Genomic DNA, 15,832 nt, shown 5'->3' on the forward strand with positions numbered 1-15,832 from the left:
GGTGGGCAGGATGCCCGATCCATCCTCATATAACTATTATCACTTTATTTATTTACACCTACTTAATCAAACGGACATGATAAAAAGCTTTACCATATAGTTGATAAATCTAAAATGAATCCTGGTAAAACTGGTTGACAATTAATAGTAGCAGGATTGTCTAAACATTCAATTTCGGCATTAGGACGATAAATGTATACTTGACGGTTTTTGCGATCGATTAATAAACCAAGAGATGTACCGTTATCTATATATTCTTGCAATTTATCTTTAAGAGTTTGTAAGTTGTCACTAGGGGAACGTAACTCAACAATAAAATCAGGACAAATAGGGGCAAATTTTTGCTGTTGTTCAGGAGTGAGACTTTGCCATTTTTCCAGTTTGATCCAAGCTGCATCCGAGGATTTAATCGCCCCATTGGGAAGAGTAAAACCAGCAGAAGAATCAAAACCGATTCCGGTTCCATTTTGCCTTGTCCAGATTCCTAATTGTACAATTAAATCAAAGTTGCGATTTCCAGTTTCGGAACCTGTGGGAGGCATAATGGTAATTTCTCCGTTGGCGGTGCGTTCAATTTGATAGTTTTGGTTTTGCTGACAGAAATTAAAAAATTGTTCGTCTGTCATTTCGATCGCCGGAGACATTTGCAACACCAATGGGGTAATTTCTGGCGGTGAAACTGTTTCTAGTAAATTGCTCATAAATACAAAATACTTGGGAGATACTTCTGTAGTTTAACTTGGCGAATCGCTCTTTTCCCACCCTAAGCAACTTGAGAAATAACTAAAGGTTTAGGTTGAGGTAAAGGTTTACCATCTTGTTGATACTCTTCAACCAGCAATTCTAAAACTTCTTGAGCATTGCTTAATGCTTCTTGATATGTATCTCCATGAGTATGAAATTGTTGAGTAGGAAATTCAGGTAAATGGACTAAATAACATCCATCTTCATCACTCCATTGAATAACAATAGTATAAGGTAATTTCATTCTGAAGACTCCTCTTCTTGAATTGTTTCTAATTTAGCTAATTTTTGATTAACTTCTTTTTCCAAATACGGTTTAGCATCATCGCCATTTAGCCAAGCCTTTCATAACCAACACCATGTATAATCGCCAAAAGCATCCATTTCTAGCTCCGCCCTCTACCTTCAAGCCAAATGAACCATAACAAGAACTGAGCAAACAGAAATAATTGTGGACTTTGCAAGTATTAAAGTAAAATATATGGAGATCCACTGAAAATGGCTGCAATATGTTAGGAAAAATAGCTAACTACACTTTAGGTGTCACTATAGGTTTAAGTCTCTCCTTACCAGCGCAAGCTGCACTAATGATCCACTCCCAGTCAGCGGTGGCAAATCTTGATACTCAGAAAGTGATATTCACAATAGAATTCAACGAAGTACCCGACTTTTTTACAGTTGATGAGTTTAATCGACAAGCTGATTCATTTCAGTATTATATTGACGCGGATGGAAACTTACCCGTGTTTGGAGGCTCGCCATACTATAGCGGACTTGAAGCAATTATTCGCGGAGCAGAAATCCCGGTTGCAGGTGACATTCGAGTACGTAATGTCTTCCCCAGTTCCGACGAGCCGACCTCTGGAGGGTGGGGTTCCTTTCGTGGCTCGGTTCCATACACCCTTAATGGCACCGTCCTGACATTCTCAACTCCTCTGCAACTAATTGGGGATTCAGATGGCCTGTTTAGCTATCAGTTACTGTTAACCGAGTTTGGCGGAAGTACTGATTACCTGGACGCAAAATCTGTTGTGAATTCCACATCGGTTCCTGAATGCTCTTCTAGTTTAAGTGTTTTGGCCTTCGGTGTTTTAGGTGCAAGTTCACTGCTAAAATTTCAACAGAAAAAACAGAAATTAGCCAGTTAAAATACAACTTTTGAATCATTGGTATTAGTCCAAAGCTTTAGTGTAGTGCCTACTACATCCCTAGAGCAATAATTATAGTTTCCGATTCCCTTCTATAGCTGCAAGTTTAACTGCTAGTTTCTTGACTGACATTCTTTGATGGATGTTGCAACAACACCTCCTTCAAATACTTCCCGGTATAAGACCGATCGCACAATGCCACCAATTCCGGCGTTCCCACAACAATAATTTCCCCGCCTTTATCGCCACCTTCCGGGCCTAAATCAATTACCCAATCGGCGCAACGAATTACATCTAAATTATGTTCAATTACCAAAATTGAATTACCTTTATCTACCAATCTTTGCAAAACATCCAACAATTTGTGAACGTCATAAAACGATAAACCAGTCGTAGGTTCATCGATTAAATAAAGAGTTTTTCCCGTCGCACGGCGCGAAAGTTCGGAAGCTAATTTGACTCTTTGCGCTTCGCCTCCTGAAAGGGTGGGTGCATAAAACCGGGTTGATTACCTTTTTTTGAACCACGAAGACACGAAGGACACGAAGAAAGAAGAAGAAAGAAGCTCAAAAATATAAAGTAGGTAGCTAACCCGTATTTGGTATAACTTGCGATCGCACACCAACCAAGTTTAAGGCATTATCTGTTTTGATGGAGAGGATTTGGCGAGGCGTGAGTTGGATTGACTTTATACGGAAATACTAAAAGCTTTAAGAACTAAGGTATAATAATAAAGGGGTTAAAGGCTGCTGTTTTATAATTCTCTTTAGTTCATTAACAGGCTCTGCCTAACTCTAGATACAACTATTATGAATCTCGTGTAATTTTAAGAAAATTGCCATAGCTATAGAGGAAATAACATGAGCAGGACAATTAATTTTCAAACAATCTCTTGGTTTTGGGATCTTTATAATAGAAAATTACTCGATCTTGATCCACCTTATCAAAGACGTAGTGTTTGGAATCAAAGTTATAAAGATTACTTTATTGATACCGTGCTTAATGGCTTTCCGGCACCTGCTATATTTATCTACCAAGAAATTACTCCTGAAGGAGTATCTAAGGTTAGTATAGTTGATGGAAAGCAAAGGTTATCTACTTTGTTTGAATTTGCCAATAATAAATTTCCGGTTTATGAAAAAGCTACAATCGAAAGATTTCGCGGTAAATTCTTCAAAGATTTAGATACGGAAGCCAAACAAAATTTTTGGAAGTATCAATTTGCTATTGAATATCTACCAACATCTGATGAACAAATTATCGGTAATATATTTGATCGAATCAACCGTAATGTTATCAAACTCACACCGCAAGAACTTCGTCATGCAAAATATAGCGGAGTTTTTATTACTAGTGCAGAAGATTTAACTTCTTGGATGTTTAGATATTTGGATGAAAAGAATGAAAATTTTCCTAGAATTGATCCAAAATCTAAAAAACAAATGAAAGATGTTGAAATGGTAGCTCAGTTGTTACTTTTTTTAGAAGAAGGTGCAAGATCATACGATCACGAATATTTTGATAAAGCATTTAGCTCTCGTGATAGTGCTTGGGAAGATAAAGAAGAGGTTGAAAGTGAGTTTCGTACCACTGTTGAGTCAATCAAAAAAATCCTAGAGTTATCGAAAGATTTAGTTAAAACTAGATTAAAAAATCAAGCTGATTTTTATTCTCTGTTTGGTGCTATTGCTGAGTTAAACCGTGAAAATCAACTCGAAATTTCCGAAGAAATTGGTAAAAATATTTACAATTTTTTAGAAATAGTTACCAATGAGGAAGAAAGAAATAAGCATAAAGATGCCTTAGAATACTATAATGCAGTTACCTCTTCATTCACAGACTCAGGGCCTAGAAAAAAGAGAATTGAAATTATGAAATCCGTCATACAAGGAAGTAATGTTTTATCTACTATTGTATGATTTATCCCTCTATACTCGATCGCAAATATCAAGAATATAAGCCTTTTGTCAAAAATGTTTCTGAAAGGGTTACAGAAACATTAAGAAATTATTGCGAACAGCGAAGAGGATATGCGTTTACTTGTCGAATTAAAACCATTGAGTCCCTAGCGGAAAAGATAGAAACAGGTAGATTTAAAAAATGGTCAGATTTAGATGATTTATTCGCTTGTACAGTCATTATCCCAACTTTATCGCATGAAAAAGAAGTAATAGAATTTTGTAAAAATACATTTAAGGTTATTCGTACAGTTAAGAGAGGACAAAATAAAAAATCTCCAGATACTTTCAAATTTGATTCAACTAGGATTTATGCTCAACTTAAAAAGGTTGATGACCTAGATATAGATAATCAATTAAGCATTTATACGATTACTTTTGAAATTCAAGTAAAAAGTGCTTTTGAACACGCCTGGGCAGTTTCAACTCATGATCTAGTTTATAAAAACTCTGAAATAGATTGGAGAAGATTACGTTTAGCAGCACAAATTAAAGCAACTGTTGAACAACTGGATACGCTAATTCTGGCATTTCAACAAACTTCTGCTTTTATAGAAGACAATGATTATTCAGAAATTAAAATAAAGCGTCAATTAGCAAACGAGATAAACAAACTGTTTGAGAATAAAATTCCTGATGAACTAAGACCGAAAGATATGAGTCGTTTTTGTGATAATTTATATCGTCTGATTGTTAATGCAGGTAAGGAAAAAAATATAAAACAAATCATGAAACAAATCGTCAGGGAAGTTCAGTCAACACCAACTAATCAAATTCCTCTAAGTATTTCATTATTCCAATATTTTTTAGCTATTTTAATAGGTAAAAAGATAATTGAACATCCTATCGAAAACTACCACTGGCATATTACAGACGAATTGAAGAGTTTATATCCATTTATAGATACAAATATTAATTCTATTTTCCTCTATAGTGATGAGACTTGATGTATGGTTGAGTTTTACGGAAAGTATATGCAATGATTAAATTGTTTGATTTTAAGAGATTACTAAACACTTACCTTTGGCGGATGCTGTAACAACACCTCTTTTAAATACTGCCCTGTATAAGACCGATCGCACAATGCCACCAATTCCGGCGTTCCCACAACAATAATTTCCCCGCCTTTATCGCCACCTTCCGGGCCTAAATCAATTACCCAATCGGCGCAACGAATTACATCTAAATTATGTTCGATTACCAAAATTGAATTCCCTTTATCTACCAATCTTTGCAAAACATCCAACAATTTGTGAACGTCATAAAACGATAAACCAGTGGTAGGTTCATCAATTAAATAAAGAGTTTTCCCCGTCGCACGGCGCGAAAGTTCGGAAGCTAATTTGACTCTTTGCGCTTCCCCTCCTGAAAGGGTGGGTGCAGATTGTCCTAAACGGATGTAGCCTAAACCGACATCGACTAAAGTTTGCAACCGAGTCACCGCTTTGGGGATGTTTTTAAATACCTCTAAAGCTTCTTCGATCGTCATATTCAGAACATCTGCGATCGAATAACCTTTATATTTAACTTGCAAGGTTTCTCGGTTGTAGCGATCGCCTTTGCAAACCTCACATTGCACGTAAACATCCGGCAGAAAATTCATTTCAATTACATTTACCCCTTGACCTCCGCAAGCTTCACATCTGCCACCTTTCACATTGAAGGAAAATTGTCCGGGTTTATAACCTCTGGCTTTGGCTTCAATTGTTTGGGAAAAGATTTCTCGAATTGCATCGAAAACTCCGGTGTAAGTTGCGGGGTTGGAACGGGGAGTTCTGCCGATCGGAGATTGGTCGATGATGATTGCTTTATCGATCGCATTCAACCCTTTAATTCCATCCATCTCTTTTGGCAAAGGAACTTTTTTGGTGAGATGATGTTGCAAACTTGGATAAAGCAACTCATTGATTAAAGTAGATTTTCCCGAACCAGAAACACCCGTGACGCAGACGAGTTTTCCTAACGGAATTTCCACATCTATATATTTAAGGTTGTTGCGATGGCAGTTTTTCAGAATCAAACTTTTCCCATTACCTTCTCTGCGAGTTGCGGGAGTTTCAATTACTCGTTTTCCCGACAAGTAAGCGCCAGTCAAAGACTCTTCTGCTGCCAACAAATCCTCTAGATTTCCTTGGGAAACAATCCTCCCTCCATGAATTCCCGCACCGGGTCCGATATCTATAATATGATCTGCTTCTCGAATCGTTTCTTCGTCATGTTCGACAACGATTAAAGTGTTTCCCAAATCCCGGAGTTTGATGAGAGTTTTCAACAATCTGCTGTTATCTCTTTGATGCAAACCGATGCTTGGTTCATCTAAAACGTAGAGAACTCCGGTTAATCCCGAACCGATTTGAGTTGCTAGGCGAATCCGTTGCGCTTCTCCTCCCGAAAGTGTCATTGCCGGACGATCTAAAGTCAGATAATCCAACCCGACATCTAATAAAAATTGCAACCGGGCGCGAATTTCTTTTAGAACTAAGTCCGCGATTTGAGTTTGTCTTTCGCTCAACTTTAAACTGTTGATTCGCTCCTTGCAGATGGCGATCGACACTCCCGTTAAATCCAGAATTCGATATTGCCCTAACCTCACCGCCAAAGCTTCCGGCTTTAACCTTTTCCCCTGACAAACTTCGCAAGGTTGGTCAATTAAATAAGGTTCCAATTTCTGCTTTTGCAATTCCGAACCCGTCTCATCGTACTGCCTTTGCAAAATCGGAATTACCCCTTTAAAACTGCGGAAATCATCGCGGTTTTCCATCCAAATCGCCTTGTCCGAACCGTACAAAACGATCTGTTGTTGTTCCGGCGTTAACTGATTCCAAGGAGTATAAATTTTAAACCCATGCGCTTTGGCGACACTCTGCAATAAAACTGTGTAATAAGAATCTTCCTTATCCGCCCAAGGTGCGATCGCCGAAATCAAATCCGCCTCCGGGTCAGGTATCACCAACTCCGGCGCAAAAGTTCGCAAACTCCCCAAACCATGACAATGAGGACAAGCGCCATAAGGCGAATTAAAAGAAAACAATCTTGGCGATAATTCTTCCATCACCGCCCCATGTTCGGGACAAGCAAAGTTTTCCGAAAATACCAATTCTTGCGGTTGTTCCTGATAGGAATTCACCGGGTTTGTGGTATCATTTAAGTTATACATATTGTTTTCCCGCGACGCGGATACCCTGCCCGATGTATCATTTAATATATCGATAACCGCAATTCCACCGGAATGACGCAAGCAAGTCGCCAAAGAATCGGTTAAACGCTCTTGAATACCAGGTTTTTTAACTAACCTGTCAACGACAATTTCAATAGTGTGGGTATAATTTTTATCTAATTCGATATTTTCATCAAGCTGTCTGACCTCATTATTTACCCGAACTCGCGCAAATCCTTCGGAAACTAAACTGGAAAATAGCTTGCGGTGAGTACCCTTTTTTCCCCGCACAACAGGCGCGAGAATTTGAAAACGAGTACCATCGGGAAGGTCGAGAATGCGATCGCACATCTGGTCGATCGTTTGGGGAGAAATAGATCGATCGCAAATCGGACAATGAGGTTCACCCGCCCGACCAAACAACAACCGCAGATAATCATAAATCTCCGTCACCGTTCCCACCGTCGAACGCGGGTTGTGCGAAGTCGATTTTTGGTCGATAGAGATAGCTGGACTTAAGCCTTCGATCGCATCCACATCCGGCTTATCCAACTGTCCCAAAAATTGCCGAGCATAAGCGCTGAGAGATTCCACATAACGCCGTTGCCCTTCCGCGAAAATCGTATCGAAAGCCAGGGAAGATTTGCCGGAACCGGAAACACCAGTGAAGACAATTAGGCGATCGCGCGGCAACTCCAAATCGATATTTTTCAGATTGTGCTGCCTCGCACCCCGAATGCGAATCGAACTCAGATTATTCAGATTTATTCCCGTAGAAAGATGACCGTTTTTGGTGTTGGCAGCGTGGGACATGAGAGACAGAGCGTAATGTTGCTTAACGATTTTAACGCTGTCGGGATTTTTGGGTGCGGGGGGCGCTCCTCAATTAACCATAAATTTCGCTGCGGTGTCCAATTCTATGAATAGTAATAATTCTTGATTCCGTGCTGAAGGTATAAACCACTCGATAATCACCAACTCTTAGCTTAAACAAACCTGCTAGATTACCCGTTAAAGGATCGGGACTAATCGAGTCAAAGTTTGCAGCTAACCAATAAATTTTGCTGGTAATCCGGTTTTTTACAACTTGAGTCAGCCTTTCCAAACTAGCAAGGGCTTCTGCTTTTAATTCAACAGAGTAGTCCATTAGCGATCTAATCCTAGTTTTTTGACAGCTTCATCAAGCGGTATACCACGCTCCCCAGCTTTTGTGCGATTCATTGATTCGATCAGCTGTTGCTTGACTTCTTCTTTAATTTCTTTCCCCTCGTCAGGATCTCCAAAATATTCATCTAGACATTGTTCGACAATATGCCGAATTAGATCGCTAAGTTGTTCAACTGTCATATCTTTGACTTGCATTTTCATCTCCTTCGCGTAGCGAGTGTTCATATTTTAGCTTTTTGCGATCGCAAATTATTAATATTGCTAGTATAATTTTTGCAAAAATAAGAAATTGTCAATTATTTCATCAAGATCCCTCACCTTATTTGCTGCTATATCTGCTTCTGCTTTCGCAATCAGATCATCTAATTTGCCTGTAGCCAAATCCTCTTCCATTTGTCTATCCCACTTTTCATTTAAATAGTTTTGAATCCACCCAGCTAATTGACGAACATCATTTTCTGGAAGTTGTTTAATAGCTGCTTCAATTTCTGGCAAAGCGTTCATAGAGGAAAATTTGTTTTGCTATAAGCCTATGTTTCATTTTAACTCAGGATTTGTAGTATTCCATTAGCGAGTTTGTTTGGCTTTGTGCAAAATTGAGATATTTTAACCACAGATGAACACAGATGTGGATGTAGATTTTTTGTTATGCAGATGATGGCTATTGTTAATGATTTTTTTGGATACTCTTTTAGTCCTCTTTAGAGGACTTTCGCTATTAGCCTGCGAATTGATTCGCAGGCGGATGAATGCGCTGGTGCAATATCTCAATAATTGGTTTTAAATAAGCGAAACCTAACGCATTTGTTGGTTTTCGTACCTCAACCAAACCTACAAGGTTACAAGGCTTACGGATTCGTCATTGACAAAATCACGAATAACCTGGAGTAAATCATTATAATCAAAGTCGGATTGGTAATCGAGCTTGTTTAAAAAGTCATTTGCTGCTATTTTTAAAGCTGTGGCGAATTCAGAAATATGAGAGATTAAAATGTATTTATCCCGATAAGATATCCGCATTCCTTCCTGCCAAGGTTCAAACACAATTGGTTCTGGTTCTTCCACAATTTCAACCGCGATATTTTTACCTTGTTTTACTGCTTTCAATCCGGTAATTAAGGCATCAAACCAGGAGTCTAAATATGTTGATTTTTCCGTAATGGTTGTTGTATTATTGGTGATGGTGATATCGCCAATTGGATCGATCGGATCGATTTTCTCTGATTTGTCGAGAGTTATTGCAATTTGCATAATTTTTACTCGTTTTTAATGTGTACTGAACGAAGATTGCCAATTTGATTTAAAACTGCTCTGACTATGACTTGTTGATTCCCTATCATTACATTCTGCTCAAAAACTTGCCTACCTCCGGGAGTACCAATTAAGTTTTCAGGACGACTGGCAATTTCTAGTCCTAGTTTCACAATATCGTCAAGGGTGAGATTAGGGTCGTACTGTTGGAAATCTGAGAGATGCTTGCTGATGTGCTTGAGGTTTCTTTGGCTGACATTTTCGGAAGGATTATTAATTTTTGGTTCTCCTTAAATTTTATAAATGTTGATTATGGTACATCTATATAATAGAAGCTAACGAAATAGCAACTTATTACCAACCTCAAAGAAAGGTAGTGAAATTTTATCGAAATATCATATATATCTGATACGCCAACCATCCTAACCCCACTCCTAACCAACAAGTACCAAGAATGATCAGAAATGTGTGAAATTTGCTGAAGGAATTGACTAACTCTTTTGAAGCCGAACCCAAAGCGGAACCAGAAGTCATACCTGAAGCCCAAGCCCAAGCCGAAGCCCACACCGAAGGCGAAGCCGAAAGGAAAGCCGAAAGCAAAGCCGAATACGCAACAACAACAAAAAAAAAGAACGCAACAACAGCCCAAGCCGAAGCCGCATCGAAAGCCGGACTCAAAGCCGGACTCAAAGCCGCAAGCAAAGCCCAAGCCAAACAAGCCCAAGCCAAATAAGCCAAAGCCCAAGCCAAAGCCCAAGCCCAAGCCGAAGGTGCTGAAACGAATCCTAAAACGGCATAGCTTAACAAAATTACTCTTAGGCTACCCCAAGGTATACTTCTTCGTTTTTTCGGCGGTAAACTAACCTCCACAGTGCGACTCGCCACTTCCAACAACTTCAACCATTCCTGCATCGACTGAGGACGGTTTTTCGCCTCCAACTCCATCCCCTTGAGAATCGCCCGATTTAAATCATCGCTAATATCAGCGTGTTGCTTAGGTTTAATCAATCGGACATTATTCAACTTCCGATCCAAAGAAGATGTCGGACATTGACCAGTTACCCCATAATATAGAGAAGCTGCCAAACAGTACACATCAACCGTTGGTTCCCGACTCCCCATCATCTGTTCGTAAGGCGCAAAAGCCCAATTGCCAAAATGCTTGGAACTTTCCACAGTTTGCAGAATTTCTCCAGCAATGCCAAAATCAATCAACACCGCTTTACCGTCTCTCTGCACCATAATATTGCCTGGGTGAGCATCCCGATGCACAAGTTGCGCTTGATGTATCACCGTCAAAGCTTCCCCCATTTGTCGCACATACTCCACCGCTTCTGTTGGAGGTAACGCCCCTCGCCGCTGCACCAAATCAAACAAACTCTCCCCTGCGACAAAATCCATTACCAGGCAGTATATTCCCCTCTCTTCAAACAAATCCCTGACGCGCACAATATTGGGATGCTGCTTTTCAGAGAGTTTTTCCAGTCGCCGCCCTTCCTCGACAAATCGCCGCAAATATTTCGGATATTCAGGGTCATTTTTTAACTTTTCGTTGGGCGTTTTAATCACCACTAGCTGTTCCAGCAGCGTGTGTCGTGCTTGATAGGTAATCCCGAAACCGCCTTCGCCCAGGATTTTTTCGATAATATATTTACCATTCTGCAACTTCTGACCCGCTGCCCAAACCATGTCGCACTTTCCAGACACTTGGGTTTATTGTGACATATTATCTCAATTTGCTACTTAGCTGAAGTTGCTGTTATCCTGACCAATGTCACTGTTGATGAAATACAACGCGATCCTTTGAAATATCTTCGTCAAGTAGAGGCTGGTGAAACTGTTGTGATTGTTAGATCGGATCAAGCGATCGCTTCACCTCTACTTAAATCTAGATTATATGGTTTATCGGGTTTTCGGGTGCGATCGCTCTTGAGAAACCCGGTTAGTGAATCGCTGATATAATGACAGAAAAGAAAACCAACAAATTATCGGTATGACGATCGCATCTAATCAACAATCAAGCATTATTCGGACAGAGCGAGGATTGACGATCGCAGGTACACGAATCACGCTTTACGATGTAATGGATTTGTTAAAAGCAGAGTATCCACCTAAATTAATTCGTGATAAGTTCAACCTGACAAATGAGCAAATCAATAGTGCTTTGTCTTACCTAAAAATCAATCACGATCGAGTAGAAGCAGAGTATCAAGAAGTTTTAGCAAATAGAGAAGAAATTCGCCAATATTGGGAAGAGCGTAATCGAGAACATTTCACTCGAATTTCTAGTATGCCACGTAAACCTGGTAAAGAGGCTTTGTGGGCAAAACTTGAGGAACAAAAAGCAAAACGTGCCTCAGAATAACTATGATTTTATTAGTTGATTACAATCTTGATGGTTATGCTGTTGTTTTTTTGGGAATTTTGGCAAAACTTGGTTGGCTGGAGTTAATTCCTATTCAGTTTGTGACTTTTAAAGAAGCTGGTTTATCTATGGATAGTAGCGATCGCATAGTTTGGAATTACGCTCAACAAAATCAAATGATGATTCTCACAGCTAATCGAAATATGAAAGGTGAAGATTCACTAGAACAAGTAATCCGCCAAGAGAATACAGCAAATTCATTTCCTGTAGTAACAATTGGAGATCTCGATCGCCTTGACGAATTCAGCTACCGAGAACAATGTGTCGATCGTTTAATTGAAATTGTACTGGATATTGAAAACTACATGGGAGTTGGTCGGTTGTTCATTCCATAAAAATTTGTTTTAATTGATAATTACTAAACAAATTCAAGTATCAGAGCCATCTATGTTGCTACAAGAATTGAAAGAGGAAATCTACAAGCTATCGCCGATCGATCGCCTTGCACTACTAACCGCAATTATTGAGTCCCTGCAAGAAACACCAATTTCTCAATCCGATCGCTCAGCTGCCATTAAAAGAATGCGAGGTTTGTTAAAAACAGACCAACCAGCACCGACAGATGAAGAAGTAGCTGCAATGTTAGAAGAACAGTCAGAATTAACAAATACAAGTCAATCCAACAAAACTAAAATCTATCGAAAAGAAGGAATTTTAGTAGTAGATGCAGAATTACCAGAAAGCTTCGATCTTAATTCTTTCATAGATGAGTTAAGAGAAGAACGTATTCAGGATCATAAGGCTTTATGAAAGTCTTATTTGATACCTCTGTTTTAGTTCCTGCGTTAATTGTCAGTCATCCAAAGCATTCTGTTTGCTTTTCCAGACTAAAAGCAGCAGAATCTAAACAAATTCAAGGGTTTATTTCAACTCACAGTTTAGCAGAAACCTACTCTGTAATCACGCGCTTACCAATTCAACCACGCATTAATCCCGAACAAGCTCAGAGTATTATTGTAGATATTTTACAGTACCTTGAAGTTATTCCCCTATTCTCCAATGATTATCAAATAGCAATAGCTCAAATGGCAACTTTAAATATTCCCGGCGGCGGGATTTTCGATGCTTTAATTGCCCAAGCTGCGCTGAAAGCTGAAGTATCTGTTATCCTCACACTTAATCCGAATCATTTTACTCGTTTGGGAAGCGCGATCGCCAATCTTGTCCAAGTCCCTGAATAATTCGATTATGAAAAACTATAACATGAATCACCCCCCATCGGCGGAAAACGAAGTAAAAATTATCATTTTGTGTGAAAACTGCTCGCAAAAATTACGTATTCCCAAGCGAAAGAAACAACTCCGAGTAACCTGTCCTACTTGCAGACATGAATTTAACTACAAACGTTATCTCTTTGGGTTTTCATCCAACAATAAAAAGCCGCTTTTAGTTGGTTTAGTGGGTAGTTTAATCGGATTTTTTCTAGTGGAAATTGTCAACTTTAATCGAGCATTAGCTAGTACAAATCCTCTAGTTGCTACAATGATAACGATTGGAGCATTTGGCATCTGTTTCGGCACAGTTTTGGGAGGTGCAGAAGGGTTTTTCCGCAAAAATAAAACCAGATTATATTATGGTCTGAAAGTCGGAGCAATTTTAGGTTTAATTAGTGGGATTATTTCCGGCTTTTTTGCCCAAATTATTTACAATTTTATCCTTTCAGTTCTCACAGTTCCCAGCGATCCTTCCTTGACAGTTGTCATGTTTGCTCGTACAGTTGGCTGGTGTATTTTGGGACTTTTACTAGGGACTGCTTACGGAATTAAAGAAAACACTTTAGGAGATCTAAAATTTGGCTTGATTGGTGGAGCGATCGGTGGAATTATCGGTGGTTTGTTTTTCGATCCTTTGAGTATAGCAATTCAATTTGGTGGAGGTACTATCGGAAGGTTAGTAGCATTTTCCATTCTGGGGATGACTATTAGTGTGAGCATTAACTATTTTAGAGAAGTTGCTATCCGGCGAAATAAACCAGAAATGTATCAAGAAATAACTAGGAAATTACCTCCTAACCCAAGATTATTATTACCCGATTCAACAAAGAAAGAGCGGTGAAAATAGTTAAGATAGTTATCAGGAATTTGGGGAACTGCGTTCGCGTAGCGTGTGCGTAGCACGTATCGCTAATCTTGTGCAAGTCCCTGAGTAAAGCGATCGATCTCCCCAAAGCGCAGTCTCTTCCTTACTTGCTATTCGTAAATAAATTTTAAGTTGCCTGCATAAGTTAACTTGCTTCAGCAATATAGATAACTAAAAGCAGCCTTTGTCTAGTCTATGAATCACCAATTTACAAAAATGGACTCTCAACAAACAGAGTTATACCAACGAATACAGGCATTTTCTTTCGATCGACCAGACACACAATTAACATTTAGCAAAAAGTTAGCCAAGGATAACGGCTGGTCGTTGAGTTATGCACAGAAAGTGATTGCTGAATACAAGAAATTTACATTTCTAGCTGTTGCAGCTGGACATCCAGTTGCACCTTCGGATCAAGTCGATCAAGTTTGGCATTTACATTTGAGTTATACGCGATCGTACTGGCAAGAGTTTTGTCCCCAAATTTTACAAACTCCATTGCATCACGATCCCAGTCGCGGAGGATTATCCGAACAATTGAAATTAGATGACTGGTATAACAAGACATTAGAAAGTTACAAACACTTTTTTGGTCAAACTCCGCCGCTCGACATTTGGCCTAATCCCAAAGACCGCTTTGGGCGAGATTTAAAATTTGTGCGGGTAAACTCCCAACAAAATTGGATTTTACCAAAGCCATCTTTCCCGAAAATTCCCCATCAACAAACCCTAACCTTAACTCTTTTATTCACCTTGGCAACTGTGATTACTGGCTGCCAAATAGTTTCTACCATTCCCAATCCCTTAAACTTTACAGGTGGGGAATTTTTAACATTCTACTTCCTGCTATCAATAATTGTTGTCTTCCTAGCAACTCGCCTGCGAAATTATTTGCGACTACCTGATAATAATCTGGGACAAACAGCATCGCTTAATACTTACGAAACTGCTTACCTGGCTGGAGGAAAAGATCGTGTAGTGGATACTGCGATCGCAACTCTATTCCAAAAAGAATATATCACCACATCATACAAACGAACCCTGACTTTGAAGGAATCAAAAGAAAACTTGTTTGATCCTGTAGAACAAGAAGTCGCCAAAGCTATTGCCTTAGATGGAAAAATCGATCGAGTTCGGAGTTTAGTCAGCAGTAGTCTAGTAATTGAAAGAATTAGCGATCGCTTACGTCAGCTTAGTCTTTTAATGAGTCAAAATCAATCCCTAAAAGCCCAAAAATACCCAGCAATTTTAATCGCTTGTCTATTAGGATTAGGTATTGCCAAGATTTTTGTCGGAATTTCTCGCGAAAAGCCTGTTAGTTTTTTGATTGTAATGTGTTTTATTGTCGCGATTATTGGGATAATATTTTGGGTAACTCCCATACATCGTAGTCGGTATGGCGATCGAATTCTCCAAGAACTTCGTAACCGTATCCACTCAACAAACCTTAGTCATACAGATCCTCTACTTCCCCTAGCATTTGCTCTTTTAGGAACAACAATTTTACCAAACGAAATGTTTGCTGACTTAAAACAAGTATTTACTCCCGTATCTAGTAGCAGTACCAGTAGCGATGGAGGCGGTTATGGCGGCGATGGAGGCAGTTGTGGCGGCGATGGAGGTGGAGGCGGTGGTGGTTGTGGCGGTGGTTGTGGCGGTTGTGGTGGTGGTTAATTAACTCAAAAAATGGTGATTGGGAGTTCTATTATTACCAACTTTTCCTTTCCTGAGATCTTGCACAACTAGGAGGTTCCACCTCCTTTGATCCTCGTTCCCAGGTTCAACCTGGGAACGAAAAACGTCAGTTTGACGGGGGAGTGTCAATATCACAAACATTTCCTTTCCCCAATCACCAACTATCAAATTACCTAAAAATGTCGGATGAATGCCCCCGTTACAGCGT

At 39.4% G+C, this 15,832-nt stretch carries 18 protein-coding genes and 2 pseudogenes; 10 read left to right on the forward strand and 10 right to left on the reverse strand.

All coding sequences use genetic code 11. The features are described 5' to 3' along the window. Positions 1-89: 89 nt before the first annotated feature. Both ACE1CC_RS01715 and ACE1CC_RS01720 read right to left on the reverse strand, forming a co-directional pair. The gene (locus tag ACE1CC_RS01715) at positions 90-701 is read right to left on the reverse strand and encodes a Uma2 family endonuclease (protein WP_413268744.1); all 612 of its coding nucleotides are present in this window, start codon (positions 699-701) and stop codon (positions 90-92) included. A 62-nt stretch (positions 702-763) separates the two neighbouring features. Continuing rightward, the gene (locus ACE1CC_RS01720) at positions 764-988 is read right to left on the reverse strand and encodes a type II toxin-antitoxin system HicB family antitoxin (protein ID WP_413268745.1); all 225 of its coding nucleotides are present in this window, start codon (positions 986-988) and stop codon (positions 764-766) included. A gap of 265 nt (positions 989-1,253) precedes the next feature. Here ACE1CC_RS01720 and ACE1CC_RS01725 point away from each other — a divergent pair, with 265 nt between their 5' ends. Then, entirely contained in the window at positions 1,254-1,892 is a 639-nt protein-coding gene (locus ACE1CC_RS01725; protein WP_413268746.1) for a hypothetical protein, read from the forward strand. A 106-nt stretch (positions 1,893-1,998) separates the two neighbouring features. On the opposite strand, the pseudogene ACE1CC_RS01730 reads toward ACE1CC_RS01725, so the two are convergent. Further along, positions 1,999-2,385, reverse strand: a pseudogene (locus ACE1CC_RS01730) (excinuclease ABC subunit UvrA); the annotation flags it as partial. 367 nt (positions 2,386-2,752) lie between these two features. Between ACE1CC_RS01730 and ACE1CC_RS01735 the strand changes: the two are divergent. Together ACE1CC_RS01735 and ACE1CC_RS01740 are read left to right on the forward strand one after the other, a co-directional pair. After that, positions 2,753-3,811, forward strand: a complete 1,059-nt coding sequence (locus ACE1CC_RS01735; protein WP_413268747.1) for a DUF262 domain-containing protein — start codon at positions 2,753-2,755, stop codon at positions 3,809-3,811. Continuing rightward, positions 3,808-4,797 carry a hypothetical protein gene (locus tag ACE1CC_RS01740; protein ID WP_413268748.1) on the forward strand — a complete coding sequence of 330 codons (990 nt, stop codon included), beginning with the start codon at positions 3,808-3,810 and terminating at the stop codon, positions 4,795-4,797. The genes ACE1CC_RS01735 and ACE1CC_RS01740 overlap by 4 nt, the downstream gene beginning before the upstream one ends. A 62-nt stretch (positions 4,798-4,859) precedes the next feature. On the opposite strand, the gene uvrA is transcribed toward ACE1CC_RS01740, so the two are convergent. From uvrA to ACE1CC_RS01775, 7 genes are all read right to left on the reverse strand, one after another. Further along, the gene (gene uvrA, locus ACE1CC_RS01745) at positions 4,860-7,769 is read right to left on the reverse strand and encodes an excinuclease ABC subunit UvrA (RefSeq protein WP_459563780.1); all 2,910 of its coding nucleotides are present in this window, start codon (positions 7,767-7,769) and stop codon (positions 4,860-4,862) included. A 124-nt stretch (positions 7,770-7,893) separates the two neighbouring features. Further along, positions 7,894-8,154 carry a type II toxin-antitoxin system RelE family toxin gene (locus ACE1CC_RS01750; protein ID WP_413268750.1) on the reverse strand — a complete coding sequence of 87 codons (261 nt, stop codon included), beginning with the start codon at positions 8,152-8,154 and terminating at the stop codon, positions 7,894-7,896. Further along, positions 8,154-8,399 (reverse strand): hypothetical protein, encoded by a 246-nt coding sequence (locus ACE1CC_RS01755; protein WP_413268751.1) that lies wholly within the window; start codon positions 8,397-8,399, stop codon positions 8,154-8,156. Before ACE1CC_RS01755 ends, ACE1CC_RS01750 begins: the two co-directional genes overlap by 1 nt. A 36-nt stretch (positions 8,400-8,435) precedes the next feature. Further along, positions 8,436-8,678, reverse strand: coding sequence for a hypothetical protein (locus ACE1CC_RS01760; protein WP_413268752.1), 243 nt, complete (start codon positions 8,676-8,678; stop codon positions 8,436-8,438). Between the two features lie 327 nt (positions 8,679-9,005). Then, the gene (locus tag ACE1CC_RS01765; protein WP_413268753.1) at positions 9,006-9,425 is read right to left on the reverse strand and encodes a hypothetical protein; all 420 of its coding nucleotides are present in this window, start codon (positions 9,423-9,425) and stop codon (positions 9,006-9,008) included. Between the two features lie 5 nt (positions 9,426-9,430). After that, positions 9,431-9,598 (reverse strand): hypothetical protein, encoded by a 168-nt coding sequence (locus ACE1CC_RS01770; protein WP_413268754.1) that lies wholly within the window; start codon positions 9,596-9,598, stop codon positions 9,431-9,433. Positions 9,599-9,809: 211 nt separating this feature from the next. Further along, on the reverse strand, positions 9,810-11,114 hold the full coding sequence (locus tag ACE1CC_RS01775; protein WP_413268755.1) for a serine/threonine protein kinase: 1,305 nt from the start codon (positions 11,112-11,114) through the stop codon (positions 9,810-9,812). Positions 11,115-11,189: 75 nt separating this feature from the next. On the opposite strand from ACE1CC_RS01775, the gene ACE1CC_RS01780 reads away from it, so the two are divergent. The 7 genes and pseudogenes from ACE1CC_RS01780 (at position 11,190) to ACE1CC_RS01810 (ending at position 15,603) form a co-directional block, all read left to right on the forward strand. Further along, entirely contained in the window at positions 11,190-11,387 is a 198-nt protein-coding gene (locus tag ACE1CC_RS01780) for a type II toxin-antitoxin system Phd/YefM family antitoxin (RefSeq protein ID WP_459563781.1), read from the forward strand. Positions 11,388-11,418: 31 nt separating this feature from the next. Beyond that, the gene (locus tag ACE1CC_RS01785; protein ID WP_413268757.1) at positions 11,419-11,790 is read left to right on the forward strand and encodes a DUF433 domain-containing protein; all 372 of its coding nucleotides are present in this window, start codon (positions 11,419-11,421) and stop codon (positions 11,788-11,790) included. A gap of 2 nt (positions 11,791-11,792) precedes the next feature. Beyond that, positions 11,793-12,185, forward strand: coding sequence for a DUF5615 family PIN-like protein (locus ACE1CC_RS01790; RefSeq protein WP_413268758.1), 393 nt, complete (start codon positions 11,793-11,795; stop codon positions 12,183-12,185). Positions 12,186-12,237: 52 nt separating this feature from the next. Beyond that, a pseudogene (locus ACE1CC_RS01795) lies at positions 12,238-12,444 on the forward strand (hypothetical protein); the annotation flags it as partial. A gap of 152 nt (positions 12,445-12,596) precedes the next feature. Further along, positions 12,597-13,031, forward strand: a complete 435-nt coding sequence (locus ACE1CC_RS01800; protein ID WP_413268759.1) for a type II toxin-antitoxin system VapC family toxin — start codon at positions 12,597-12,599, stop codon at positions 13,029-13,031. A 7-nt stretch (positions 13,032-13,038) separates the two neighbouring features. Beyond that, entirely contained in the window at positions 13,039-13,905 is an 867-nt protein-coding gene (locus tag ACE1CC_RS01805) for a zinc ribbon domain-containing protein (RefSeq protein WP_413268760.1), read from the forward strand. 240 nt (positions 13,906-14,145) lie between these two features. Beyond that, positions 14,146-15,603: a TIGR04222 domain-containing membrane protein gene (locus ACE1CC_RS01810; protein WP_413268761.1), complete on the forward strand. Its 1,458-nt coding sequence runs from the start codon at positions 14,146-14,148 to the stop codon at positions 15,601-15,603. The last annotated feature ends 229 nt before the right edge of the window (positions 15,604-15,832 follow it).

This window comes from Floridaenema aerugineum BLCC-F46 (assembly GCF_041929345.1).
GTDB lineage: Bacteria > Cyanobacteriota > Cyanobacteriia > Cyanobacteriales > Aerosakkonemataceae > Floridanema > Floridanema aerugineum.